Annotated in this window: 24 protein-coding genes; 16 read left to right on the plus strand and 8 right to left on the minus strand. The window is 63.3% G+C overall.

The window, feature by feature from the left end; genetic code table 11:
- Nucleotides 1-7: 7 nt before the first annotated feature.
- From RCH21_RS09595 to aztD, 3 genes are read left to right on the plus strand one after another with little or no spacing between them, the layout of a single operon-like run.
- Entirely contained in the window at nt 8-1,078 is a 1,071-nt protein-coding gene (locus RCH21_RS09595; RefSeq protein WP_326964185.1) for an ABC transporter, read from the plus strand.
- Nucleotides 1,075-2,025, plus strand: coding sequence for a zinc ABC transporter substrate-binding protein AztC (gene aztC / locus RCH21_RS09600; RefSeq protein WP_326964186.1), 951 nt, complete (start codon nt 1,075-1,077; stop codon nt 2,023-2,025). The genes RCH21_RS09595 and aztC overlap by 4 nt, the downstream gene beginning before the upstream one ends.
- Nucleotides 2,022-3,275: a zinc metallochaperone AztD gene (aztD, locus tag RCH21_RS09605; RefSeq protein ID WP_326964187.1), complete on the plus strand. Its 1,254-nt coding sequence runs from the start codon at nt 2,022-2,024 to the stop codon at nt 3,273-3,275. Before aztC ends, aztD begins: the two co-directional genes overlap by 4 nt.
- A 485-nt stretch (nt 3,276-3,760) precedes the next feature.
- Here the strand turns inward: aztD and RCH21_RS09610 are convergent, their stop codons facing one another.
- Together RCH21_RS09610 and RCH21_RS09615 are read right to left on the minus strand one after the other, a co-directional pair.
- Nucleotides 3,761-4,084 (minus strand): helix-turn-helix transcriptional regulator, encoded by a 324-nt coding sequence (locus RCH21_RS09610; protein WP_326964188.1) that lies wholly within the window; start codon nt 4,082-4,084, stop codon nt 3,761-3,763.
- A 58-nt stretch (nt 4,085-4,142) separates the two neighbouring features.
- Nucleotides 4,143-4,616 carry a hypothetical protein gene (locus RCH21_RS09615; RefSeq protein ID WP_326964189.1) on the minus strand — a complete coding sequence of 158 codons (474 nt, stop codon included), beginning with the start codon at nt 4,614-4,616 and terminating at the stop codon, nt 4,143-4,145.
- A gap of 617 nt (nt 4,617-5,233) precedes the next feature.
- Here RCH21_RS09615 and RCH21_RS09620 point away from each other — a divergent pair.
- The 9 genes from RCH21_RS09620 (at nt 5,234) to RCH21_RS09655 (ending at nt 12,249) form a co-directional block, all read left to right on the plus strand.
- Complete coding sequence (locus RCH21_RS09620) at nt 5,234-5,857, plus strand: Chromate resistance protein ChrB (protein WP_326964190.1); 624 nt, start codon at nt 5,234-5,236, stop codon at nt 5,855-5,857.
- Nucleotides 5,858-5,890: 33 nt separating this feature from the next.
- Nucleotides 5,891-6,115, plus strand: coding sequence for a TMEM165/GDT1 family protein (locus tag RCH21_RS17175; RefSeq protein WP_442784694.1), 225 nt, complete (start codon nt 5,891-5,893; stop codon nt 6,113-6,115).
- Nucleotides 6,116-6,323: 208 nt separating this feature from the next.
- Entirely contained in the window at nt 6,324-6,638 is a 315-nt protein-coding gene (locus RCH21_RS09625) for a hypothetical protein (RefSeq protein ID WP_326964191.1), read from the plus strand.
- Between the two features lie 685 nt (nt 6,639-7,323).
- Nucleotides 7,324-8,403 (plus strand): sodium:calcium antiporter, encoded by a 1,080-nt coding sequence (locus RCH21_RS09630; RefSeq protein ID WP_326964192.1) that lies wholly within the window; start codon nt 7,324-7,326, stop codon nt 8,401-8,403.
- Nucleotides 8,404-8,801: 398 nt separating this feature from the next.
- The gene (locus RCH21_RS09635; RefSeq protein ID WP_326964193.1) at nt 8,802-9,038 is read left to right on the plus strand and encodes a YegP family protein; all 237 of its coding nucleotides are present in this window, start codon (nt 8,802-8,804) and stop codon (nt 9,036-9,038) included.
- A 384-nt stretch (nt 9,039-9,422) separates the two neighbouring features.
- A complete protein-coding gene (locus tag RCH21_RS09640; RefSeq protein ID WP_326964194.1) occupies nt 9,423-10,097 on the plus strand; it encodes a TasA family protein in 675 nt (224 codons plus the stop codon).
- A gap of 103 nt (nt 10,098-10,200) precedes the next feature.
- Complete coding sequence (locus RCH21_RS09645; protein ID WP_326964195.1) at nt 10,201-10,944, plus strand: signal peptidase I; 744 nt, start codon at nt 10,201-10,203, stop codon at nt 10,942-10,944.
- Between the two features lie 56 nt (nt 10,945-11,000).
- Nucleotides 11,001-11,336, plus strand: a complete 336-nt coding sequence (locus RCH21_RS09650) for a hypothetical protein (protein WP_326964196.1) — start codon at nt 11,001-11,003, stop codon at nt 11,334-11,336.
- 271 nt (nt 11,337-11,607) lie between these two features.
- Nucleotides 11,608-12,249, plus strand: coding sequence for a TasA family protein (locus RCH21_RS09655; RefSeq protein WP_326964197.1), 642 nt, complete (start codon nt 11,608-11,610; stop codon nt 12,247-12,249).
- 341 nt (nt 12,250-12,590) lie between these two features.
- Here the strand turns inward: RCH21_RS09655 and RCH21_RS09660 are convergent, their stop codons facing one another.
- From RCH21_RS09660 to RCH21_RS09670, 3 genes are all read right to left on the minus strand, one after another.
- Nucleotides 12,591-12,962, minus strand: coding sequence for a VOC family protein (locus RCH21_RS09660; RefSeq protein WP_326964198.1), 372 nt, complete (start codon nt 12,960-12,962; stop codon nt 12,591-12,593).
- 778 nt (nt 12,963-13,740) lie between these two features.
- Complete coding sequence (locus RCH21_RS09665) at nt 13,741-14,034, minus strand: DUF4287 domain-containing protein (RefSeq protein ID WP_120149008.1); 294 nt, start codon at nt 14,032-14,034, stop codon at nt 13,741-13,743.
- A gap of 86 nt (nt 14,035-14,120) precedes the next feature.
- Nucleotides 14,121-14,294, minus strand: coding sequence for a hypothetical protein (locus tag RCH21_RS09670; protein WP_326964199.1), 174 nt, complete (start codon nt 14,292-14,294; stop codon nt 14,121-14,123).
- Between the two features lie 952 nt (nt 14,295-15,246).
- Between RCH21_RS09670 and RCH21_RS09675 the strand changes: the two genes are divergently transcribed.
- Nucleotides 15,247-15,450, plus strand: a complete 204-nt coding sequence (locus RCH21_RS09675) for a hypothetical protein (protein WP_147394341.1) — start codon at nt 15,247-15,249, stop codon at nt 15,448-15,450.
- A gap of 224 nt (nt 15,451-15,674) precedes the next feature.
- Here the strand turns inward: RCH21_RS09675 and RCH21_RS09680 are convergent, their stop codons facing one another.
- The gene (locus tag RCH21_RS09680) at nt 15,675-16,448 is read right to left on the minus strand and encodes a methyltransferase domain-containing protein (protein WP_326964200.1); all 774 of its coding nucleotides are present in this window, start codon (nt 16,446-16,448) and stop codon (nt 15,675-15,677) included.
- A gap of 49 nt (nt 16,449-16,497) precedes the next feature.
- Between RCH21_RS09680 and RCH21_RS09685 the strand changes: the two genes are divergently transcribed.
- Genes RCH21_RS09685 through RCH21_RS09695 form a run of 3 tightly spaced genes read left to right on the plus strand, consistent with a single transcriptional unit; the run spans nt 16,498 to nt 20,909 of the window.
- Nucleotides 16,498-19,038, plus strand: a complete 2,541-nt coding sequence (locus RCH21_RS09685) for a DEAD/DEAH box helicase (protein WP_326964201.1) — start codon at nt 16,498-16,500, stop codon at nt 19,036-19,038.
- A 54-nt stretch (nt 19,039-19,092) separates the two neighbouring features.
- A complete protein-coding gene (locus tag RCH21_RS09690; protein ID WP_120149013.1) occupies nt 19,093-19,572 on the plus strand; it encodes a GNAT family N-acetyltransferase in 480 nt (159 codons plus the stop codon).
- Nucleotides 19,569-20,909 (plus strand): alpha/beta fold hydrolase, encoded by a 1,341-nt coding sequence (locus RCH21_RS09695; RefSeq protein WP_442784695.1) that lies wholly within the window; start codon nt 19,569-19,571, stop codon nt 20,907-20,909. Before RCH21_RS09690 ends, RCH21_RS09695 begins: the two co-directional genes overlap by 4 nt.
- Nucleotides 20,910-21,083: 174 nt before the next feature.
- Here the strand turns inward: RCH21_RS09695 and RCH21_RS09700 are convergent, their stop codons facing one another.
- On the minus strand, nt 21,084-22,166 hold the full coding sequence (locus RCH21_RS09700; protein ID WP_120149015.1) for a TerC family protein: 1,083 nt from the start codon (nt 22,164-22,166) through the stop codon (nt 21,084-21,086).
- A gap of 297 nt (nt 22,167-22,463) precedes the next feature.
- The gene (gene uvrB, locus RCH21_RS09705; RefSeq protein ID WP_326964202.1) at nt 22,464-24,539 is read right to left on the minus strand and encodes an excinuclease ABC subunit UvrB; all 2,076 of its coding nucleotides are present in this window, start codon (nt 24,537-24,539) and stop codon (nt 22,464-22,466) included.
- Between the last annotated feature and the right edge of the window lie 44 nt (nt 24,540-24,583).

The following is a 24,583-nucleotide window of genomic DNA, read 5'->3' on the forward strand; positions in this document are numbered from 1 at the left end:
TCACCTGATGACCGTGGACACGGACGGCCACGTCGACCTGCTCGACCTGGCAGACGAGACCACCACTGGTATCGGTGAAGTCCAGGACGTCAGTGACACCTTCACGGACGGCCGCTATCTCTTCACGTCGTCCGCCACGACCGGGGTCATGACGGTCATCGACAGTGGCATGTGGACCTGGGACCACGAGGACCACTTCCACTACTACCGCGGCGAACCGAAGATCATCGGGACGATCGACGGCACGGGCGAAGCGATGGTGACGCCCGGCTCCTCTGGCACGGGAGTCTACTTCCCTGACAGCGGTGAGGGCGCAGTGCTCGACAACGACGCCCTCGCGCAGGGCGAACTGACCGTTCGTACCGAATTTTCGGGACAACCACACGGAGGGATGCTCATCCCACTGTCGAACCTCACCCTCCTGACCCGACCAGGAATCGATGCGACAGCGGCGTCCGTTCAGGTATACGACGCTGACGGCGAACTGGTGGATGGTTCGTCAGCTGAATGTGTCGACGCCCAGGGCACTATCACCACACCTGTCGGCATCGTCATCGGGTGCGACGACGGCGCCCTTCTGGTAACGCTCGATGGTGACCAGGTCGCGTTCGAACGAATCCCCTACCCGGCAGACGCGCCCACGGACAAAGCAACCGAGTTCCGGGCCCGTGAAGGGCGGCCAACAGTCGCCGCGGTCGCCGGGGACCAGGGCGCCTGGTTACTGGATACCCGTCGACGTTCCTGGCAGTTCATCCCCACGGAAGCTCCGTTGCTGCAGGTTTCCGCCGTCGACGACAGGGAAGGCCACGTCGTCGCCCTCGGGAACGACGGTCGCATCCTCGTGCTCTCCGCCGAGACTTCCGGAACGATCGCCGCAACCGAACCGCTTCTGGCCGGGACCCTGAAGGATCCGGCACTTCTTGCCGGGGTCGAACTGACCACCGATCAACAGCGGGCTTACCTCAATGCTCCCGCCGAGAAACAGCTCCATGAGATCGACTTCGCGGACAACGCGCGCATCGCCCGGACCTTCGCCACCACCAGCGTTCCTGCGCACTTCGCGGAAACCGGCCGATGAGCAGGGTCCTCTTCAAGCCCCTGGCCCTGGTCCTCGCCTCAGCAACGGTCATCGGAGCGTCGGGGTGCGCTACCGCCGGCTCCAACAAACCCGTCATCGTGGTCACCACCAACATTCTTGGAGACGTCGTCCAGAACGTCGTCGGTGACGAGGCCGAGGTACGCGTGCTCATGCAGCCGAACGCCGACCCGCACTCCTTCGAAATCTCCGCGCAGGACGGAGCCATGATGCGGCAGGCAGACCTGATCGTCACGAACGGTCTTGACCTCGAGGAAGGTTTACAGCAGCACATCGACAGCGCACAGTCCGACGACGTGCCCATCCTCGTCGCGGGCGAGGTCATCGAGCCCCTCGCCTATACGGAGGGGGACACCGAGGGTGCGCCGGACCCCCACTTCTGGACCGATCCGGCCCTCATGGTCGACGTCGTCGACACGCTCGAGCAACGGGTTCTGAGTATCGACGGCATCGATCCCCGAGCCATCGAAACCTCGGCGGCCACCTATCAAGCAAAGCTCGCAGACCTCGACGCAGCCATGACAGAAGCCCTCGCAGCGATCCCCGCTCACCGGCGGAACCTCGTGACCAACCACCACGTCTTCGGCTACCTCGCCGCACGATACGACTTCCGCGTCATCGGCGCCGTGATTCCGGGCGGCACAACCCTGGCCTCGCCCAGCGCCTCCGACCTGCGCGACCTCGTCGCGGCCATCGAAGAGGCGCAGGTGAACACCATCTTCGCCGAGTCCTCCCAGCCGGACCGACTCGTGCAGGTCCTCGCGGACGGCGCGAACATCGACGTCGACGTCGTCGAACTCTTCACCGAGTCACTCACCGATCCCGGTGAGGGCGCAGACACCTACCTAACCATGATGCGCACCAACACCGAGCGCATCTCCACCGGACTCTCACCCTCGAATCAAAGAGAAACAGAAGGAAAACAATGACAGCGAATCAGCTCACGAAACACCGGAGGCACCTCGCCCTCGCGGCGACCGTCGCCAGTTCCGCCCTGGTCATGACGGCATGTGGATCCGCCCCGGAACCGGCGTCCGAAGCATCAGCCACACCAGACCCCACCCCCTCGGCGACCTCCGCGTCACCCACCCCCCGCGTCGCACTGTCCTACGACGGCGGCATCACCGTCGTCGACGGCACCACATTGGAACTCGAGGGCGATCTCCCCATCGACGGGTTCACACGGCTCAACCCCGCAGGCGACGGGCGCCACGCCCTTGTCACCGTCCCCGAGGGCTTCCGGGTCCTGGATCTCGGGACCTGGACCGATTCCTCCGGATCCCAGCAGGCAGAACCGAAGCTCACCGACCTGATGTTCGAAGCCGGAACCGCCGGACACGTGGTCCAGCACGGTGACAAGACCGTCCTCTACGCCGACGGCACCAGCGATACCACCATCTTCACCACTGACGACCTGCTCGATGCTGGAGACAGCCTCCCCGCGACCGACGTCATCACAGGCGATGAGGCGCACCACGGCGTCTCCATCGTCCTCGAGGACGGCACCTTCCTCACCACGGTCGGCAACTCCGAGAGCCGATCGGGTATCAAGGTCCTCGACGCCAACGGGAACGAGACCGCCCGCAGCGACGAGTGCCCCTCGATCCACGGTGAAGGCACCGCGATGAACGAGGTGGTCGCCTTCGGCTGCAGCGACGGCGCCCTCGTCTACGACAAGGGCGAGATCACCAAGATCATCTCGCCGGACGAGTACGGACGCATCGGCAACGCCTATGTCAGCGAGAACAGTCCTATCATCGCCGGTGACTACAACTCCGACCCCGACGCCGAGGGCTACCTGCTGAGCGAACTCGCCCTGATCGACACCGGGACGAAGACCATGCAAGTCATCGACCTGCCCGAGGGTGTCGAGTACACGTTCCGCGATGTCGCCCGCGGACCCGATGACGAGATCCTCATCATCGCCACCGACGGCGCCCTGCACACCCTCGATCCCGAGACCGGGGAGGTCACGAATTCCATCCCTGTGATCGAGGCCTGGGAAGGGCCCATCGAGTGGCAGGACCCGCACCCGGCCATCGAGGTGATCGGTGAAACCGCTTACATCACCGACCCCGCCGCGAAGAAGCTCTACGCCGTGGACATCACCACCGGGGACATCACCTCATCCGGAGAACTCCCCGGCGTCCCGAACGAGATCGCAGCAGTCGAAGGCTGATCCTATTCGTTCTCGGTGGAGCTGGAACCTCGACGGCGCCAGCTCCACCGTCGATGACCTCGTGTCCAGCGTGCGGCGCCAGCACGCCCTGACAATCAGTGGGACAACAACGATCTGACTCGGTTCACCCTGCGATGCGTTGATCGGCCAGGACCACCGTCCGGCTCACGAACACCGCCCCGTTGAGAAGTCAGGACCCGAAGTCGGAGGAGCTAATGACTGCGTCAGCACCTGCTTCCTCCAGGTAAGTACTGAGGATCCCAGTCAGGATGCCAGCGAGGATGATCGCGACGGCTCGCGACGGGCGACGACCAGGTGCGAGGCTGGTTCCATCTGCCCTTCGTCCGTGACTCCCCTTCTGCCCATGACGGTCCTTTGTCACTGTGAAGATCTGAGATCTGGGGGAGATTCCCGTTCTGCAACTCATGGGATTCGGGACAACGAAAACGAGACATCACAATCGCTTACGGGCAGCCCTACACAGTTCATGGTGCTAGTACGGGACGGCGATGACGGTATTCGGTGGGAGTTGTGCCGACTTGGCGTTTGAACGCTGTGCTGAATGCGTAGGCGTTGTTGTATCCGACGCTGTGGGCAACTCCTGCAACCGTGTTGGATGGAGTGTGGAGTAAGTCGCCAGCGAGAGTGAGTCGCCATCGGGTGAGGTAGGTCATCGGTGGCTCTCCGACGCTCGTTCGGAAGCGGGCTGCGAGTGTGGCCCGGGAGGCGTTCACCTGGCGGGCGAGAGTGTCCACGGTCCAGGGGGCAGCGGGATCAGTGTGCAGGCATTCAAGGGCGCGGACAACCATCGGATCGTTGCAGGTGTTTGTTGTTCGCGAGGCCCAGACTATTCCCGGGCACTTCTCGTCAGCCGGTTGGACGGAGGGAGGTGATCATTGCCCTGATCTTTTGGTACTCCTCGGTCTCCGCGTAGACCTCCGGGGTGTCTACGTGCATGGGCCCGCCGGGCGAGGTGTCGAAGGGGTCGTAGATCCCTTCGAATGCCGCACCGCTGGGGGGCCAGGTGAAGAAGTGGGCGCTGGGGCAGGCATCCGGCCCGGTGGGAGCCGGAGACGAGGTGATGCCGTACGCGAACGTCACCATCTTCACGGGATCGGTGGCGTATGGGTTGGTGCGGGACTCGAACCGGAACGTCGGCGTCTCGCCTGCTTGTGCCAGTGCAGGCAGCGGTTCGGAATCGATCACGGAGTATGGAACTTTCTCAGTGCACACCGAACCGGTGACGAGGTTGGTCTGGAGCGTGGCGAGTTGCCTTCCGGCAGCATCATTGACGACGACGGACACCCCGCCAGGTGCTGCCGCATCGGGGCTCTCGGCCACCGTCCAGTCGATCGGATGATCAAAGGACAGGGCGCCATCAGACGTCGTGTAGGTGACGACATCTGCCTCCGGAGCGGAACTTGCCGGGGCGGAGGTGGCTGGATCGGCGGTGGCTGGAATGGCAGTGGGGTTGCTCGTGGCTGAACCGTCTGGATTCGCAGGGGTAGTTGTCGAGTCGGATGGGGGCGATGACGTGGATGTTGCTGCGGGTGGGGTTGTTTGCGGGGTGGCCGGGTTGGCTTGCGGAGTAGCGCAGGAGGTGAAAATGAATGCGAGGCATACGGCCCCGGTAAATCCAACGGTTGGGGTTGCTGAACGGCCCATGGTTATTCCTTTGTAGCTAGGTGGACCGTTCTATTGTGGTGCTCAGTTCGCTGGTGGAAAACGGCCTTAATGAAATTGTTGCGGCCGTCATTCGATCGTTGCCGTTCCGTTAGTCCGTTGTGTCCACCGCTTGCCAGCTGTCCGTCGAAGTTGTGTGGTCGAAGCGGTCGAGGGCAGACCGGAACCGATGCTCCAGACGAGGCTCCGAACGTCTGCAACGAGGCGCGCAGGCTTCCGCCCGGGCGAGATGTCCGCGCGGAAGCTCGATGTGCACACATGGCAAGATCATTTGCATGACTCTGCGTTCTCCTGCCAAGGAGCTCCTCTCGATTCTCCTGCTCCTGTCGTTGGCTCCCGGGGCAGGGAAGCAGAGCCCCAGCATGAATGCCAATTGGCTGCTTCTGATCTACCGGCTACCCAGCGAGCCGTCGCGTTTACGTGCCATGGTGTGGCGGCGACTCAAGGCTGCGGGTGCGATCTACTTGGCAAACTCGGTCGCGGCGCTGCCTGAGTCTCCTTGGGCGGAACGGACGATGCGCAAGCTGCGGGCCGAGGTCGAGGGCCTTGGCGGCTCCGGTCAGCTTCTGCGGGCTGAGACGCTCGTCGGTGTCGAACAGATCGTCGCGGAATTCAACGCTGCTCGGGATGCGGAGTATGCCGAACTGCTCGGCAAATGCGCGGACTTCCATGCCGAGCTTGAAAAGGAGACCAAAGCGGAGAAGTTCACATACCCCGAGCTCGAGGAGAACGAGGAGGATCTGGCCAAGCTGCGTGCCTGGCTGGACAAGATCAGTGCGCGTGACACGCTCGAAGCTCTGTGTGGGGGGGAGGCGCGGGAAGCTGTTGAGGCGTGCGCCGAGGCGTTGAATGAGTTCGCAGAGCACGTTTACGCTGCCGAGTTGGACGGCACATCCTAGTCACGACTATCACCCGAAACCTGATCGGACGGGGTGAATCCAGGCCACGAGGACGGAACTGCTGGCGGTCCTGCTGACCTTCGGCACAGTCTTGTCGGATTGCTCAACACCACTCTCCTGGCCACATTGGTGCTGGCCAACCGCTACCGGCCTTGGTTGGTTTGGCTCGGTGTCACGATGGCTCTTACTGTTCAGACCGCGAGTGCAATCGCTTTTCGTCGTCAGAGTCACGGCTTGGGTCAATCTCAGGTGACGTAGATCTGGTTGAGAACCGCATCAACGGTCGCGACGTATTAGATACGATCAGCTAATTTTGGCGATGTGTTGCATAAAGACACAATCAGAAAATGTTCGATGCATCGAGGGAGTCCTCTTCCGTTGACCATTCTGGTCGTTACGGTGGAATTCCTACAATCGAGACGAAGTGATTAGGGCCCTATAAGCCTATTCGGCCATGGTGTCGAGGGTGTCCGGAGAGTTGTTCGCTTCTGAATCAGGCGGCAAGCGTGACGAAGGTCGAGGTGGTCCCGGTTTCAGCAACGATGTCCTCAAGCACGGCGACTACCTCCGCGGCCTTCAACGACGGACGCTGAACGACCGCCAGCGCAATGCGCGTCTATTCGTCCGCGACGTCCTGGAACCGGTTGTGCCGGCCGCAGGAGTTCAGCGCGAATTGGAGGTTCAAAGCGACTACGTGTATCAGGTATTCCGCTGCGAGGCGTTTCTGATTCCCGCCCCAGGATTTCGCATAGCGCTTCTTCCGCCCTGCGTTGATGAATAGGGCTTTCGTCGCGCCAGAGCCGGCGCGCCCCGCTTCCGGTTTAACGCCACCGGCCCAGATCCGTTGGTTCAGCAGGTGCCAGCGGGTCTTCCGCCACCTCCACACCTGGTGCTTTGCGGCGACAGCATGCGGAGCTGCCCGGAGCTGTACTTCGGCGAAGCCGATGTCGGGTTTTTCTTGCGTAACGCGGATCGGTTCTGACCGATGATCTTCCAGGATGATTTCGGTTGTCCCGAACTTCTAAATCGCCATACGCACAGCACGACGGCGGGGCCCAGAGCTCCACAATCCGCCTACGCCACTTCACGATGTCATTGACGAGGACCTGATACGCCAACAGCCGTTTGAGGCGGGCGTTTACCTCCGACTCCTAGGTCCGCTTGCACTCCTCGGCGTTCTATTCGGGCCCGTACTGGCTCGGCCACCGGTACCACGTAGCCTCAGTTCCTCCTGTGTCCATCCTCGGACACGAAACTCACACAGACACCGAATTCCATCTGGGGACCAGATGTAACCACTGTTATTCACGTTTCATAACACTGGTCACTATATTTATGTGGTCCCTGGTTGAATGCCTCAAAGAGGAGAGAAAAAGGTCTTCCTCCCCGTTGTGATGTCAATTACAGTGAAGGCGTCCCCTCGGTACTCACACGTTCAAAGGCCTCGTCAAGACATTATGGTTTATATGATCACGTTCATTCTTGGCGCAGCGCTATTGATCTACGCCGCCGACAAACTCGTCAGCCATCTGGTCGGCGCAGCGCGAGGCCTGACGGTCTCGGTCTTTCTACTCGCCATAATCTTCACCGGGATCGAGTTCGATGATGTAGCCCTCGGGGTTGTTCTCAACTTAGAGGATATGGACGGGGTTGCAGTCGGCATTGTTTTCGGAACCACTGTGTCGTACAGCGGTATCGTCCTCGCTATTGCGGCAATCGTGGCTCCGACGAGAGTCAGCATCCCGCGGGATTACCTCGGTATCTTTGCCCTCTCACCTCTCATACTCATCCCGTTCCTCTTGACCGGGCCAATGACAATCGTCCACGGATTCATTCTGGTGGGCCTCTTCCTGGTGTTCCTCACCTACGTGGTCGTCCGGGAATCCAGGGCTAACAGGCCAGTTTTCCGTGATGCTGAGATGTTCGAGGCCTATGAGATGGCTCGCACGCCCGGCAGTCAAGCCGCTTCCAGCACAGACACGCTGACCTTGACCCGCGGCGAAGGTGGGGCGTCACCAAGCCAATCGAGCAAGTTCTTTACCAAGAAAATGCCGTTCCCGGAAGCGAATCGGCGCGTTGGCTTACCTGCACTGGCGCTGGCCGCCCTCGCGCTCGTCGGGCTCATCCTCGGTGCCTATCTTGTCGCTGAGGGAACCGGAGGCATTCTGGAAGACCTCGGCATGGAAGCGACCGTTTTCGGCGCGACGATCGCCACCCTCGTCCTGACTCTCGAAGACCTTTACCTCACGGTCAGGCCTGCCATGAAAGGCGCTCCAGAAATAGGCATCGCCAACCTGATCGGCAGCGCCGTCTTCTCAGTGACGGCAAAACTCGGCGTGCTTCTGCTGTTCGGCAGCGTAATCGTCGACCCCCAGGTGTTCACGTGGCACCTGCCCGCACTGACGCTGATGACCTGGGTCGCGACATACTTCCTCTGGACAGGACATCTGCGCAGATGGCACGGCTTTGTCCTCCTTGGTCTCTACATCGTCTATTGGACGGTCACCTTCTTCGGCTTCGGGGAAATACCAGTCGAGATGGACTGAACTCTTGGACGACCCTTAATCAGTTGAGATCAACTAAGTCCCTGCCAGTTTCCACAACCAATCAGATGCTGGATGGGTACAACTCGTGGGACTTGAGTCAGTCACAGCCAACCCGACACCTGCATCTACACCTGCGCGGTCCGACGCCGGAGTGTCTCCGCGTCGTCGGGTTGGCACATCAGCAGGTGGAACACTGGCATCACGGGGTTCGTGGCTCGTTGTCGACACGTACTCGCCAGTACACGATGAGGTCTTTACCATCGGAGAATGGGTGTGGCTGGGGTCACATGGGGCAAGCCCTATCCCGTTACAGGGCCAGATCGGGACGCAGCGTTGCGTTCAGGTTTTGATGACGAGCCCGAGCAGTCCTTCTGCCCGGGTGATTCCAGGGGGAATTCATGGCCGCGGTGATCGAACTTTTTCATGATCGAGACGATGCATACAGGTTCAGATTGAAAACACCCGACGGGACGGTGCTCGCCGTGTCCAAACCGTTCCCGGACAAGGCTGCGGCCGTAGCGGGGATCCGTGCCGTCCGTGAGTGCGCCGGAACCGGCCTCATTACGGACCTCTGCATACCGAGACCTCACACTGCAGGAGCCCCGCGACGACCGGTAGGACCCGCAATCAATTAGGCCCTCAGAGGGCGAGTGCAGCGTCAGCGGACATGGTTGACGCCCGCGGCTCGGCGCCCCGAACAGATCGGTGACCGACATTTATATCCCGGGATGGCTCGCACCGCACCTCCGCCTACTTCATGTACGTAGCGCTGTACCAGTGAGCGTCCGGCGAACCAGCAGTCACCCGTACCGGACTCTTCCTCCGTCTCCTGGAGAGGGCCTCTCCGTCTTCGGCGTTTCTTCGGTTTTCTTTCGAGCTTCAACTAGTAGTGATTTGAGGGGTGGGGATCAGGATTGGTTCTAGAAGGAACGGCGCCTTGGGGGTGCCGGACCACGAACATGAAGCACTGCTCCTCCTGATTGCCACGCCTGGCATCTCTTCACGAAACGGGTCTCACCATGGCACGCACCGCACGCACGTCCTCCACCCCGGCTAAGCGCATCAGCATGAAGTCCACCTCCGGCAAGGTCCTCGCCTCCGTCGCACTGCTCGGTGTCGCCGCTTCGGTGGCGGGCCTTGGCACGTATGGTTCGTTCACCTCCACCACCTCCGCCAGCGAGACCGTGACCGCCGGCACCGTGAAAGTAGCCCTCGGCGACGCCGGCACCGCCACCAACCGCCTCACCGTTCCGGCCATCGGGGTCATCCCCGGCGACTCCGTCCAGCGAGTGGCAACCCTCACGAACGCCGGCAACCAGGATTTCGGCGGTGTCACCCTCACCACCACGGCCGTGACCCCGAATGCGCAGACCCTCCCCACGAAGCTCGTCACTGACGCCGCCCTCGGCCTGCAGGTCACCGTCGACGCGTGCACCGAGCCCTGGACCGAAGCCGGCACCGCCCCCGCGTACACCTACACCTGCACAGGCACCACCACCAGCGTCCTGTCCACCCGCCCCATCCTCGGCACCGACTACGCCCTCACGAACCTGCAGTCGATCGTCAGCGCCAAAACAGACAACCTCCGCGTCACCGCGACTCTGCCCACCACCGCCGACAACACGTTCCAGGGCCTGACCGGTTCCGTGAACTTCGCCTTCACCGCCACGCAGCGCGCCGCCACCAGCCGCTGACCCTCCGGGCACGAAGCGCGGCGTCCTGGGATTCCTCCGGGCACGGGCTCACCGCCCGACGTCGACCTGGTCTTCGGGCCCGATATGAAGGAGATGGATCCGTATGACGGTTATCGACCGAGGCCCGCAGTCCACTCCTTCGACGCCGGCACCGGTTCGCACGGGTTCGTCTCCCGAACCCGGTGAGGGTCCGGGTGGATTTGAAGGCTCCCTGATAGGGCGGGTCGTTCGCCGCCTGGTGAACCTGACCGGCACGCTCGTCGTGATCGGCGCTGTGCTTGTGTTCTTGTTCCTCGCTGTCGGACCGCGTTTCATGGGTTACCAGACAGCGACGATGCTCACCGGCAGCATGGCACCGGAGATCGTCCCGGGCGACGTCGTGGTCACCACCGAGCAACCCGTCGCCGACGTACAGGTCGGCGACGTCATCAGCTACCACATCCCCGTGGAAGACCATCGGGTCGAAACCCACCGGGTCGTCGAGGTCATCGCCAACCCGGATGGGACGATAGCGGTCCGCACCAAGGGCGACGCGAACGATGCGGTGGACCCGTGGGTCGCAACCCTTGACGGCGACTTCGTCTACGAACAAGCATTCGTCGTTCCCGTCATCGGCGACGCCATCCGGGCCCTTCGCACACCCATCGTGAACACCATCCTCGTCTACGAGGCGCCCGCGGTCCTGGTCCTCGGCGTTCTCATCAAGATCTGGTCACGCCCCACTACCCCCCACGCAGACACCGACGGAGGCACAGACACCAGTTCTACCTCGCATGTCGATGCTGGTCCTGCCGCCGGGGCTTCTGACGCTGGCGGTTCTGACGCTGCAGTTGCTGGGCGTCAGTGAGTTCACGCCCGCTCCTGCCGTCGGTGGGCACGTGGCACGGGGAGGTGCCTGCGATAGTGCCAATCGTGGACCTGCCCGCCTTCGGTTGCCTCGTGCAGGAACTATCCTGCCGTGCTTGGGCCCTGGCATTCGTGGGCACGTTCACGTCGATGCTCGAATCCCGCATCGAACGGATCGGCACGGCGTTGAACCGGCTAGACGAGGAAGAGGGACGGGTGGCGATGCTCAGCCTGATGGCCAGCGCGGCGATGGTCGGAGCCGCACGGCTCCACGCCGTGGTCGACGCCGCGCTGACAGCCCCTTTCTCCCACGTCGACAGCGACACCGTGGTGAAGGTGCTGCACTTGGAAGCGCACCGCTTCCGCGACGCATTCAAGGCGCTCGCTACCTGAGCCGGGCAGGTCAGGGCCTTCTCGATGAGATTTTCGGGAACTCCCCGTGCTAGCGCCCTTGTCCCCTGCGACCGGGGTAGGCACTTTATCCTCAGTTCTTGCGCAGCATCGGGCGGTTGGTCCCGTCGCGAGGACCACTACGGCATAGGCTCGACGATCGGGACGTGGTGAGGCACCACGGCGGCGTGAGTTCAGCCGTTCAGGAAGCATGGGCCCACCGTGATCTGGGGAGACACATGGGATCGACGCGCGTTGCAGCGAACGGCTCGGCATGACACCTGGGCTGCAAAGGTACCGACAGGCAAAGCCATTGCTGGTCAAGGTCCTTGCTTCCGTAGGCGCTGTCGGGGCGGCAGCAGCTGCCGCTGGCGCTGGCACGTATGGTTCCTTCACCTCAACCACATCGGTTGATGACACGCTGACCGCCGGCACCGTAGAGGTCCGTCTCGGTACCGCGGGTACCGCTGAGAATCGCCTCACCGTCGCCTTCGCCGGGGGTGTGCCCGGCGACGCGATGCAGCGCGTGGCTACCCTCACCAACGTCGGCAACCAGAACTTCGGCCGTGTCACCCTCACCACCACAGCCACCACCGCGGCCACCAAGCTCACCACCGATGCAGCCAACGGCTTGCAGGTCACCGTCGACGCCTGCAGCATTCCCTGGACCGAAGCCGGCACCGCGCCTGCCTACACCTACACCTGCGGTGGGACCATTGCCAGCGTCCTGCCGATGCGCCCCATCATCGGCGCAGACCTCGTCCTGTCCAACCTTGCATCCATCAGTACCACCAGGGCGGACAACCTCCGCGTCACCGCTACCTTGCCCACTACCGCGAACAACGACTTCCAAGGCCTGGCCGGCTCCGTGAACTTCGCCTTCACCGCCACCCAACGCGCCACTACAAACCGCTGACCAGGGTGCTCCCGAGACAATGGAGCGAAGGCGGCAGGAAAACCAGCCGGGCCTCACCTCATCTGGCACCCCTCGACGGTTATTCTTCGTAATTCAGTCGCCGTGGCGTGATCTGGGCCTATACAGGCCCTTCGCCGACGTGGGCAAAACCGTTCAGATGAGGTGAGGCGCGGTCAGCTCGTCTGGATGTCCCTCAGCGCCCTCAGGGAATGTTTCACCTACGGCTTTGAACCCGTCCGGCAGACCGACCGGCTAGGGCACTGGGTTTTCCTGCCGACCAGTGTTGCGACAGGTGGTGGCCGCGATTCGACGAACGAATTGTTCCCAGGTGCTGCAGCACTTTATCCATCCGCTCCGGCAGCCTGCCAGAGCTGGATAGCGTGCCCCTCCGGATCCTGAAGGTCCGCGAACACCCCGTTCGGATAACTCACCGGGTCACGCCTGACAGGTATGCCTGCATCCTCGAGCTGAGTGACCATCGCGGCGAGGTCCCGCACCCGAAACGTCACAGCCCACGCCGTTCCGGCCGGAAAGTGATCTGATCCAACAGGCAGTGCAGCGAACACCGTGGCCCCAGCCTCCTGTCTCCACGACGAAACATCGTAGGACCCGGGCGGAACATCAACGCCCAGATGATCGCTGTACCACCGAGTCAGAGCCTCCGGATCCCTGGCTTGGAAGAACATGCCACCGATACCCGTCACGCGCTCCATCCCCCTGACGATAGCCGTGACTGTAACGACGTCAAGAGCCGTCCCAACCGCTTCCGCTTCCGCTTCCGACAGACCAACGGGTGCACGTTGTTCGAGGCAGGTCCAACCGAGCGATGGCTTAGCTCCCGTTGCGAAGCGAGGATCAATTGTCCCGGCTAGGCTCGGAGGGAAGGCAGGCAAACGGTGGGGGAAGTCATGGCTTTACGCGAATTCAGCATTCTCATCGTTCCGGTGATGTGGCTGATCATCGGTTCTTTCCTGTACCAAATCACCCAGCGATGAACAACTACTCCGTGCCAATGAATGATTATGCAGGGTCAGAGGGAGCGTTCTTCTGGTTCGCTGTGGCCGTCATCAACGCGGGGCTGGCCGAACACAAGAATCGATCCCGATTGGCGTGGTTCTTCCTGTCCCTGTTCTTCGGGCCGTTTGCCACTCTGCTGATCGTCGTGATGAGGCCGGCAAGGCCAGTTCCTCGTTCGACCTCGCGCCGGGGTAGAAAGCCTTGCGAGTAGTTGTTGGAGGGAAGCTTCCGACGCTCACCGTGCGGATGAAAGGAGCGTAGGGCGATCGCTCGACGGAAAGCTTCGTCCTGGGATCGCCCGACCGGCCGCGTGGATGACGTCATACGGAGCACTCGAGCCCCCAGACGACCGGCGATGGGCGCCTTAGCCCGTCCAAAGTTCGTGCGGCGCCGACAGGATGCCTCGAGGATCGGGGTAGTCCCTGCCCGGGCTAGGTTGGGTACTTCTTGTGCTCGATGCAGCGCTTCGACCGCTCAGTAGCCCTCTGGCTTGGTGGCGATACCGTCGAGCCACAGGTGGTCCTTGGGGTCACTGTGGGCACCGCCCGTGCCGACGTGTTTGCTACCGATGCTGTCGCCTCTCGTGATGACGTGAACCATGGCCATGCCGTGGCCCCGCCCGAGTCCGTATTCCTCCGACAGCCATGTGAGGATGGGTCCCGCCTTGGTCTCGGGACCTAAACCGCGCTGCTGCGCAATGCCGATCAACTGGCGCGGTGTAAGCCCCGTCTTTTTCTCGACCGTATCGAGGTAGGCCTGGAACGACATCGATGTCTCCTTTCTTTCGGTCACTGTGCCTCATCCCTTTGGAGTCCGCTACCCGATCCTTTACCGCGAGGGGTCGCCTGTAGCCGTCAGGAGTTTCCATTATTTCGGCGGGGCGCGAAGAGGCCCAGGCTGTAGGTAAGCAGGATGAGCGACATGACCAACCCTGATCCGACAGCGGCTCCAAGAGCGCTGGCCTGGGTGGCGACAATAAGGCCCAAACCACCCAGAAAGGCGAGTATTCCGCCTAGCGTGTAGAACATGCGCTCCTTGAAGGCCCAGGCAAAGGGAAGAAAATGTAGGCCAACGGTCAAAGCGATCAACGCAGGCCGTAGCTCTAATTCCCCCACCGACTCGAGCCATCGGCCACCGGCCGCTATCAGCGTGAACTCCATGACGACGCAAAGGATGTAGACCCCGATGTGCCACCCGCGAGGCGGTACAAAGAGGCCGAGGGAGCGTGGGGCGGCGAAGAGGAACCAGAGGGTTGCACCGACGCACGCGACGACAAGAATGCGCGCCGCGGTGGATGGTACGTCGGAGAATCCTGGTGTGTAGGAGAAAACGAAGACGCAAGCACCCACCAACCCAACGAGAGTTCCTATCCGCCGTGGATCCGCGAATCGTGGAGGTGCGGCGGTCGGAAGTGGATGAGGTGTGCTGTTATCGGTCACTGAAGGAGCCTCCCAGACAACGTCACAGCTCACCAGTTCCTGCAAAGGAATCATGAGGTGAATCGCCCGACTTCACCTCGCGGCCCTCCTACTGGACGGCCAAGTCTTCCAAGCACGGCATATCGTCCGCACAATCCGCCTGAGCGAGTTGATGAAGGAAGGTCGGCCCGTCTCATTCGCCATTCATGAGGCGACATATTGTCCGAGCTCCAGCCTTGCGCACATTGCTTCGCCCTACTCCTGTCCAGCCCACTCCACCTTGACAGTAGGATGAGACGCTCGTAATGCGTTGACCCCATTACCCGATCCGAACAGGACATTCGTCGTGCTGCCACTGCGTGCTACCCGATTCAGCAAGTCTCGCGCCCTGTCCATTGCGGCCGTACTGCTGGTCCTTACCGGTTGCTCGTTCGCCGATCCAGAACCCGATGCCCCGCAATCACCCGCAGGATCACCGGTAAGCTCGGCACCCTCCACAGAGCCTGCGACCGATGCGGCCGTCGACACCGTCGATGACGCATGTGCTCGGATTCTTGACCTGGTGCGCACGGCACCTGAGCAGCTAGCCACCGATCCGCTGGGACTGCTGGTCGAGATCGATGAGATTGCCAGGACGGCCCCGCCGGAGCTGGCCAGCCAAATCACTGAGCTCCGTGATGCCGTCGAGAGCTTTCGGCAGGGCGACGAATCACTGATCAGTGTCGTGCGGAAGGCTCGGCAGCTGCAGGAGCGCTGCTCGGCCTGACGCTCATGCACTCCGTTCCGGGGCGATGAACGGTCTTAGGCTTGGCAGCTCCTACCGGGTGTCAGAAAACGGGCGTGCAGCAATACCTCGAATGCGTCAGTTCAGGGCACTGATCCATTGCCCTGCTGTAGCGTGCGAGCGGGCACGTAGGGAACGCGTTTCCACTCGTGGTGGTGTTGATGGTCAGGACACTGCTCCACAGTCCGGCCAAAGGTTCGTTCCGTTCAGGCTGCTCTATACCCGACGGCGAAGAGTCGACGGAAGCCGAAGACCGTCCCATGCCCGCTCCGCGGGTATGCGGCGCGGAGCAACTCTCCGTAGCCGGCCTCGAACTCTCCGCCCTCCTCTGCGGACAGCGCGTCCAGGATCGGCCGGAGGCCGGCGCCGCGCATCCAGTCGAGGACGGCGTCCTCCCCCTGGAGCACCTGCTGGTAGATCGTCTCCCACACGTCCGCCTCGAGCCCCGCGGACAACAGGATGTGGAGGTACTCCGGCGGCTCGCCCACGGCATCGTCGTGGCGCAGCACCCCGTGCAGCCGGTCCTTCCACCGCTCGTTCGCGGCATGCCGGCGCAGAAGGGTGTGGGATGGAGCCGAGAAGTTACCGGGCACCTGCATCGCGAGCCATCCTCCGGCCGGCAGGCCCCCCGCCCATGCTGCAAGGAGATCCTGATGTCCAGGGACCCATTGAAGGGCTGCATTGGTCACGACGACGTCGTCCCCGCCCGGCTCGTAATGGCGCAGGTCCCCGGCTTCGAACGACAGGTTCGGCATGAGAGGGCGATGCCCGGCTGCGTCGATCATGTCCCTGCTCGCGTCGATCCCCCGCACCGCCGCATCCGGCCATCGAATCGCCAGCATCTCGGTCAGGTCACCGGGTCCAAAGCCGAGGTCGACGACGGAGCGCGGCGCATCATGCCCGATCCGCCCGACCAGGTCCATGAACGGGCGTCCCCGAAGGCCCGCATGGTGGCCGTACAGTGCCGGATCCCAACGCATGATTCACCCTAACTCCGGACGACCCCGCCACCGGTAGGCTGAACGGACCATGAGGATCCAAGAACACCTTCCACGGCACGACGACGGCCGACTCACCGCGGACGCGGTCTACGAGGCCTTCACGACTTGGGCGACCACGCGCGGACTGGCGCTGTACCCCGCCCAGGACGAGGCGGCGATGGAGTTGGTCTCGGGGAACAACGTCATCCTGGCGACGCCCACCGGGTCCGGTAAGTCGCTCGTCGCGATTGCCGCACACCTGAAGTCCTTCGCCGAGGGGCGGACGAGTTACTACACCGCCCCGATCAAGGCGCTCGTTTCGGAGAAGTTCTTCGCACTCTGCGACATCTTCGGTCCGGAGAACGTCGGCATGATCACCGGCGACTCCGGCGTCAATCAGGATGCCCCAATTATCTGCTGCACGGCGGAGATTCTCGCGAACCTGGCCCTCAGGGAGGGTTCCGCGGCCGACGTCGACACGGTGGTCATGGACGAATTCCACTTCTACTCCGACCCGCAGCGGGGGTGGGCCTGGCAGGTGCCGCTGCTCGAACTGCCGCAGGCCCAGTTCCTCATCATGTCGGCAACGCTCGGCGACGTCACGCGGTTCGAAAAGGACCTGACCGAACTGACGGGCCGCGCGACGGCCACCGTAACCTCCGTCGAACGGCCCATCCCGCTGCACTTCTACTACGTCGAGACACCGGTACAGGAGTCCCTCGAGGAACTGCTCTCCACTCGGCAGGCGCCGGTGTACGTGGTGCACTTCAGTCAGGCAGAGGCCATCGAGCGCGCCCAGAACCTGATGAGCGTCAACGTCTGCACGCGCGAGGAGAAGGACCGCATAGCCGAGCTCATCGCGTCCTTCCGGTTCTCCGCCGGCTTCGGCAAGACCCTCAACCGGCTCGTCCGTCACGGCATCGGCGTCCACCACGCGGGCATGCTCCCCAAGTACCGTCGCCTCGTCGAACAGCTCGCGCAAGCCGGCCTGCTGAAAGTCATCTGCGGAACGGACACGCTCGGCGTCGGAATCAATGTGCCCATCCGGACGGTACTGCTGACCGCCCTGAGCAAGTACGACGGCGTCCGCACCCGCCTGCTCAACGCGCGGGAATTCCACCAGATCTCAGGCAGGGCGGGGCGCGCGGGCTATGACACCGCCGGTACCGTCGTCGTGCAGGCGCCGGAGCACGTCGTCGAGAACGTGAAAGCCATGGCGAAGGCGGTGGGCAAGTTCGGCGACGACCAGAAGAAGCTGCGCCAGGTGGTGCGGAAGAAGCCGCCACAGGGCTTCGTCTCCTGGGGTAAGCCCACGTACGAGCGGCTCGTCGAGAGCGTCCCGGATCCTCTGACGTCGTCGTTCTCCGTCAGCCATTCGATGCTCCTGAACCTGCTGGAACGGCCCGGCGACCCCTTCATTGCGGCCAAGCGGCTGCTCAGCGAGAACCACGAGACGCGCGCCTCCCAGCTACGCCTGATGAAGCGGGCTATCGGCATCTACCGCGAGCTCGTCACAGCGGGCATCGTGGAGAAGCTCCCGGAGCCGGAAGCGGATGGACGACGGGTGCGGCTCAAGGTGCACTTCCAGGCCAACTTCGCGCTCAACCAGCCGCTGTCCCCCTTTGCCCTCGCCAGCCTGGAGATCCTGGACCCCGAGGCCCCGGGCTACGCGCTCGACGTCGTCTCCGTCATCGAGGCGACGCTCGAGAAACCACGTCAGGTGCTCAACGCGCAGGAGAAGAAGGCCCGCGGCGAAGCGGTGGCTGCAATGAAGGCCGAAGGCATCGACTACGACGCGCGCATGGCCCGCCTCGAAGAGGTCAGCTACCCGAAGCCGCTCGAGGAATTGCTCCAGCAGGCCTTCGATGTGTACCGGTCGTCCGCTCCCTGGCTCGGCGATTTCGAACTCGCGCCGAAATCCGTGGTGCGCGACATGTACGAGCGGGCCATGAGCTTCGGGGAGTATGTCGCCTTCTACTCCCTCACCCGTTCCGAGGGCATCCTCCTCCGCTACCTCGCCGACTGCTACAAGGCGTTGCGGCACACCGTGCCCGTCGAGGCCCTGCGGGAGGATCTCAGCGACATCATGGAGTGGCTCGGTGAACTAGTCCGCCAGGTCGACAGCAGCCTCCTGGACGAATGGACGCAGCTCGCGGCCGGCATCACCACGGGCGCTGCGGTGAACGCCGTGGACCTGCCCGAGGAACCGCCGTCGGTGACGTCGAACGAGCGGGCTTTCCGCGTCATGGTGCGCAACGAGATGTTCCAGCGCGTGAAACTGTTCGCGGACGAGCAGGACGAGGCCCTCGGCGCGCTCGATGCCGACTCGGGGTGGACCGCGGACCGGTGGGCCGAGGCCCTCGACGGCTATTTCGGAGATTACGAGGACATCGACGACGGGCCCGAGGCCCGGGGTCCGGATCTCCTGCTCATCACGAAGACGCCGGGTGCCTGGAAGGTCCGGCAGATCCTCAAGGACCCGGAGGGCAACGGCGACTGGGGCATCAACGCCGAAGTGGACCTGGCGGCGTCGGACGAGGCTGGCACCGCCGTCGTACGGATCCTCGGCGTCGGAGCGCCTGCCTCCTGACGGAGCGTCCACCGGCGGGGATAATTCGGGAGCCGGCGTGGCTAGGCTTGGGGTATGACTACCATTCGGGAAGCACGGCCGGCAGACGTCCCGGTCATCCTCCAGCTGATTCATGACCTCGCCCTCTACGAGCGGGAGCCGGATGCTGTGAAGAACACCGCCGAGTCCCTCCGGAACGCGCTGTTCGGCGAGCGGCCCTCCATCTTCGCCCACGTCGCGGAAGATCACCACCAGGTGCAGGGCTTCGCCCTGTGGTTCCTCAACTACTCGACCTGGGAGGGAGTCAACGGCATTTACCTCGAGGACCTGTACGTACGTCCTGAGGCACGAGGGGCCGGGCACGGCAAGGCACTGCTCGCCAATCTCGCGCGAATCGCCGCGGACCGCGGCTATGCCCGGGTCGAGTGGTCGGTATTGGACTGGAACGGGCCGTCCATCCGCTTCTACGAGAGCCTCGGTGCGCGTCCGCAGTCCGGCTGGAGCACGTTCCGGCTGACGGGCGATGCCCTCGCCGAGGTGGCCGCTCTCCGATGAACCGCTCGTCCACCGATCCCGGGGATGCAGCCCTCCCGACAGCTGACCACGTGATCGGCACGACCGCCGTCATGCGAGGCCTTCGCGCCACCCCACACTTCTTCCAGGTTCCCCTGGACCACAGCAGTCCGGCCTCTCCGCTCATCGAGGTGTTCGCCCGCGAGTACTCATCCCTGGACCACAGCGACGACGACGCCACCCGTCTTCCCTGGCTGCTCTTCCTGCAGGGTGGCCCGGGAGGGCGCGGCGTCCGGTCCACCCAACTCACGGGGTGGATGAAGTCTGCGGCGAAACAGTTCCGGATCCTGATGCTCGACCAGCGGGGTACCGGCTTGTCCGCACCGGTCGACGCCGCGACCCTGGCCTCGCTGCGGAGCCCGCAGGAGCAGGCCGACTACCTGACGCACTTCCGGGCGGACTCGATCGTCGCGGATGCCGAGCTGATTCGCAGGCGGTTAGGCAGCAATCCGTGGACCGTGTTCGGGCAGAGCTACGGCGGCTTCTGCACCCTCACCTACCTGTCCACAGCGCCTGAAGGCATCGATCGCGCACTGATCACCGGCGGTCTCGCTCCCCTGTCCGGAGTTGCGGACGACGTGTACCGGGCGACCTTCGCCCGCGTGGAAGAACGCAACCGTCAATACTTCTCCTGGTACCCCGAGGACCGCGGTACCGTCACTCGAATAGCGCGTCACCTCGACGACGTCGCGGAGCACCTTCCCAGCGGCGAACGCCTGACAGCGCAGCGCTTCCAGATGGTGGGTTCGCTCCTCGGCGGTAATACGAGGGTTTACGCGCTCCACTACCTGCTCGAGGACGCCTTCATATTAGTCGGCGGCCGCCCACGTCTTTCTGCGACCTTCCTGGAACAGGTGCACGGCATGGTGAGCCGGGCTGCGCAGCCGCTCTACGCCGTCCTGCACGAGTCGATCTACTGCCAGGGTGCTGCGTCAGCGTGGGCCGCGCAGCGCGTGCTGAAGGAATACCCGCAGTTCCGTGCTGACGCGAAGGAGACGCTTCTCACCGGGGAGATGATCTACCCCTGGTACTTCACCGAGGACCCCGCCCTCAGGCCCCTGCAGCCGGTCGCCGAGATCCTCGCTGCGAAGGAGGACTGGGGTCGGCTGTATGACATGGACGTGCTCGCCACCAATACTGTCCCGGTGGCTGCAGCGGTCTATCGGCACGACATCTACGTCGACCGCGACCTGTCGCTGCGGACAGCGGCAGCCGTCCGCAACCTCGAGGTGTGGGAGACGGACGAGTTCCACCACGACGGCATCGCCGACGACGGCGAGTCGATCTTCGAGCGGCTGCTCGCAATGACCCGCGCCTAGCCGCGCCCGGCACGAATACGTCGGGCCGCACCACCCCGCGGGCCCTGCCACCGGGTAGGCAAGCCGCTGACCCATAAACGCATCGGCATCGGGCGAACATACAGAAGGACCCCGCACGCCGTGCGGGGTCCTTCTGTATGTTCCGGCGTGAGTCACACCCCGTACGCCGAGATACTAACGCCGGCGGTCCTTGACTCCGGCCTCACCTGCAGCCTCGTCGAGTTCCCCATCGACGACGGGAGCGTCGGCGACCTCGCCGGCTGCATCGGACCGGGCGGCACTGTTGTCGGTGACGCGCGAGCGGATCAGGCTGGCGATGACGGCGACGACGATCGTAGCCACGATGACGGCCAACGAGACGAAGGTCGGGATCTCGGGCGCCCACTCGATGTGCTCTCCGCCGTTGATGAACGGCAGTTCATTGACGTGCATCGCGTGCAGGATCAGTTTCACGCCGATGAACGCGAGGATCACGGAGAGGGCGTGCTTGAGGTAGATAAGGCGCGTCATGAGGCCGCCGAGCAGGAAGTAGAGCTGGCGCAAGCCCATGAGGGCGAAGATGTTCGCCGTGAAGACGATGAAGGCGCTCTGCGTCAGACCGAAGATCGCGGGGATGGAATCGACCGCGAAGAGCAGGTCCGTGAGGCCGATCGTCACGAAGACGATCAGCATCGGGGTGAAGACCTTCTTGCCGTCGACGACGGTCCGCACCTTGTTGCCGTCGTAGGACTCGGACATCGGCAGGACCGACTTGAGCTTGGAGATCAGCTTGTTGTCGCCCGCGTGCTCCTCGTCCTCCCCCGAGTCGGTGGCCTGCTTGTAGGCCGTGTACAGGAGGAAGGCACCGAAGATGTAGAAGATCCAGCTGAAGTTCTCGATCACCGCGGCGCCCAGGGCGATGAAGATTCCGCGGAGGATCAGCGCGATGATAATGCCCACCATGAGCACTTCCTGCTGGTACTTCCTCGGTACCGAGAAGCGGGCCATGATGATGATGAACACGAAGAGGTTGTCGATGCTCAGGCTGTATTCGGTGATCCAACCTGCGACGAACTGGCCGCCGTACTCCGGCCCGGTGAACACGAACATCAACGCCGCGAACACGAGCGCGAGTCCCACGTAAAAGGTGACCCAGAGACCGGCCTCCTTCATGGAGGGCTCATGCGGGCGTTTCAGGACGAGCAGCAGATCGAACAGCAGGATGATACCGAGCACGACGAACGTGCCGATCTCGAATATCAGGGGCAATTCGGGCATGGAGTACCTTCCGGAGGATGCAATGAATGTCCGTAAGTCTCTCCGCCGCGGCCTTCAGCCGGCTGACCGCTACGTCCGGCTGGGCGACGGTGCCCTGCGTGTTGACGTTCGTAGCGCTTGGGATACTCCCCTACGTTCCAACAATGGTACCCGGACAGCTGGAAGCTACCCAACGAGGTTCATCGCTGGACAAGGAACGGCTTGTCAGGGTGCCGCCCACGCCACTGCAGCTCCCTCACCTCGCAGACCAGGACGATAGCGGCTCCGGCCGGCGCGCCCGGTTCCGCAGCAGTGGAGCTAGGCGTGCCCGGCGGACTGCATCTGCCGGAGTTCCTTCTTCAGGTCGCCGACCTCGTCCCGGAGGCGGCCGGCGAGCTCGAACTGCAACTCGCCGGCGGCGGCGTGCATCTGGTCCGTGAGCTGCTGGATGAGATCGGTGAGATCTTCGGCCGGCACCGAGGCGAGCCCGGTGTGGCGCGCTACGCCCTTCTTCGGCTTCCTGCCCTTCCCCGCTTCCTCCAGGAGCGCGCGCGTGTCGGCGTCCTCGCGATTGATCGTGTCGGTGATGTCGGCGATCCGCTTGCGCAGGGGGGTGGGATCGATGCCGTGCTCGAGATTGTGGGCGACCTGGATCTCACGGCGCCTGTTCGTCTCGTCGATCGCCCGTGCCATGGAGTCGGTGATGCGGTCCGCGTACATGTGGACCTCGCCGGACACGTTACGGGCTGCGCGGCCGATGGTCTGGATGAGGGAGGTGGCACTCCGGAGGAAACCCTCCTTGTCGGCGTCGAGGATACTGACGAGCGACACTTCGGGCAGGTCGAGTCCTTCGCGGAGCAGGTTGATGCCGACCAGGACGTCGAACGTCCCCATGCGGAGCTCGCGCAGGAGTTCCACGCGCCGCAGGGTGTCCACATCCGAGTGCAGGTACTCGACCTTCACGCCGTGCTCGACCAGGTAGCCGGTGAGGTCCTCCGCCATACGCTTGGTGAGGGTGGTGACGAGCACGCGCTCGTTGATCTCCACGCGCTTCCGGATCTCCCCCAGGAGGTCGTCGATCTGACCCTTGGTCGGCTTCACGACGATCTCGGGATCGATGAGGCCCGTGGGGCGGATGATTTGCTGCACGAAACCATCGGCCTTGCCCAGCTCGTACTTGCCCGGCGTCGCTGAGAGGTAGACCGTCTGGCCGATGCGCTCGAGGAACTCGTCCCACTTCAACGGGCGGTTGTCCATCGCGGAGGGCAGGCGGAAACCGTGATCCACGAGGGTCCGCTTGCGGGAGGAGTCGCCCTCGTACATCGCGCCGATCTGGGGAATGGTCACGTGCGACTCGTCGACGACGAGCAGGAAGTCATCAGGGAAGTAGTCGATCAGGCAGTGCGGCGCCGACGCCGGCCCGCGACCGTCGATGTGCCGGGAGTAGTTCTCGATGCCGTTGCAGAAGCCCATCTGCTGCATCATCTCGAGGTCGTAGGTCACCCGCATGCGCAGCCGCTGCGCCTCGACGAGCTTGTTCTGCGATTCGAACTCGGCGAGCCGCTGCTGCAGTTCATCCTCGATGTCCTTGATGGCACGCGTCATGCGGTCCTCGCCGGCCACGTAGTGCGACGCAGGGAAGACGTACATCTCCTCCTCCTCGCGGATGACGTTGCCCGTCAGGGGGTCGAGGGTGTAGATGTTCTCGACCTCGTCACCGAAGAACTCGATGCGGAGGGCGTGCTCCTCGTACATGGGGATAATCTCGACGGTGTCGCCGCGCACGCGAAAGGTGCCGCGGTGGAAGTCGATGTCATTGCGCGTGTACTGCATGCCGACGAACTGCCGCAGCAGCTCATCCCTGTTCATCTGGTCCCCGCGGCGCAGCGTGACCATCTTGTTGATGTACTCCTCGGGCGTACCGAGGCCGTAGATGCATGACACCGTGGCAACGACGATGACGTCCCTGCGGGTCAGCAGCGCATTGGTCGCGGAGTGACGCAGCCGCTCCACCTCCTCGTTGATCGAGGAGTCCTTCTCGATGAACGTGTCCGTCTGCGGGACGTACGCCTCGGGCTGGTAGTAGTCGTAGTAGGAGACGAAGTACTCGACCGCGTTGTTGGGCAGCAGCTCCCTGAACTCGTTGGCGAGCTGCGCCGCGAGGGTCTTGTTCTGCACCATGACGAGCGTGGGCCGCTGCACCTGTTCGATCAGCCAGGCGGTGGTCGCGCTCTTGCCCGTCCCGGTGGCCCCGAGCAGGACGACATCCTTCTCCCCGGCGTTGATCCGCTCGGCCAGTTCCTTGATGGCGGTGGGCTGGTCACCGGCCGGCTGGAACTCGCTGATGACCTCGAAAGGCGCCACGACACGCTTGATATCCTGCGCAAGACTCATGCCTTAACGGTAGTCCCTGCCGGTGACACTTCCCCCCGGATTTG

The sequence above is a fragment of the Arthrobacter sp. PL16 genome, assembly GCF_035985055.1.
Lineage (GTDB): Bacteria > Actinomycetota > Actinomycetes > Actinomycetales > Micrococcaceae > Arthrobacter_D > Arthrobacter_D cheniae.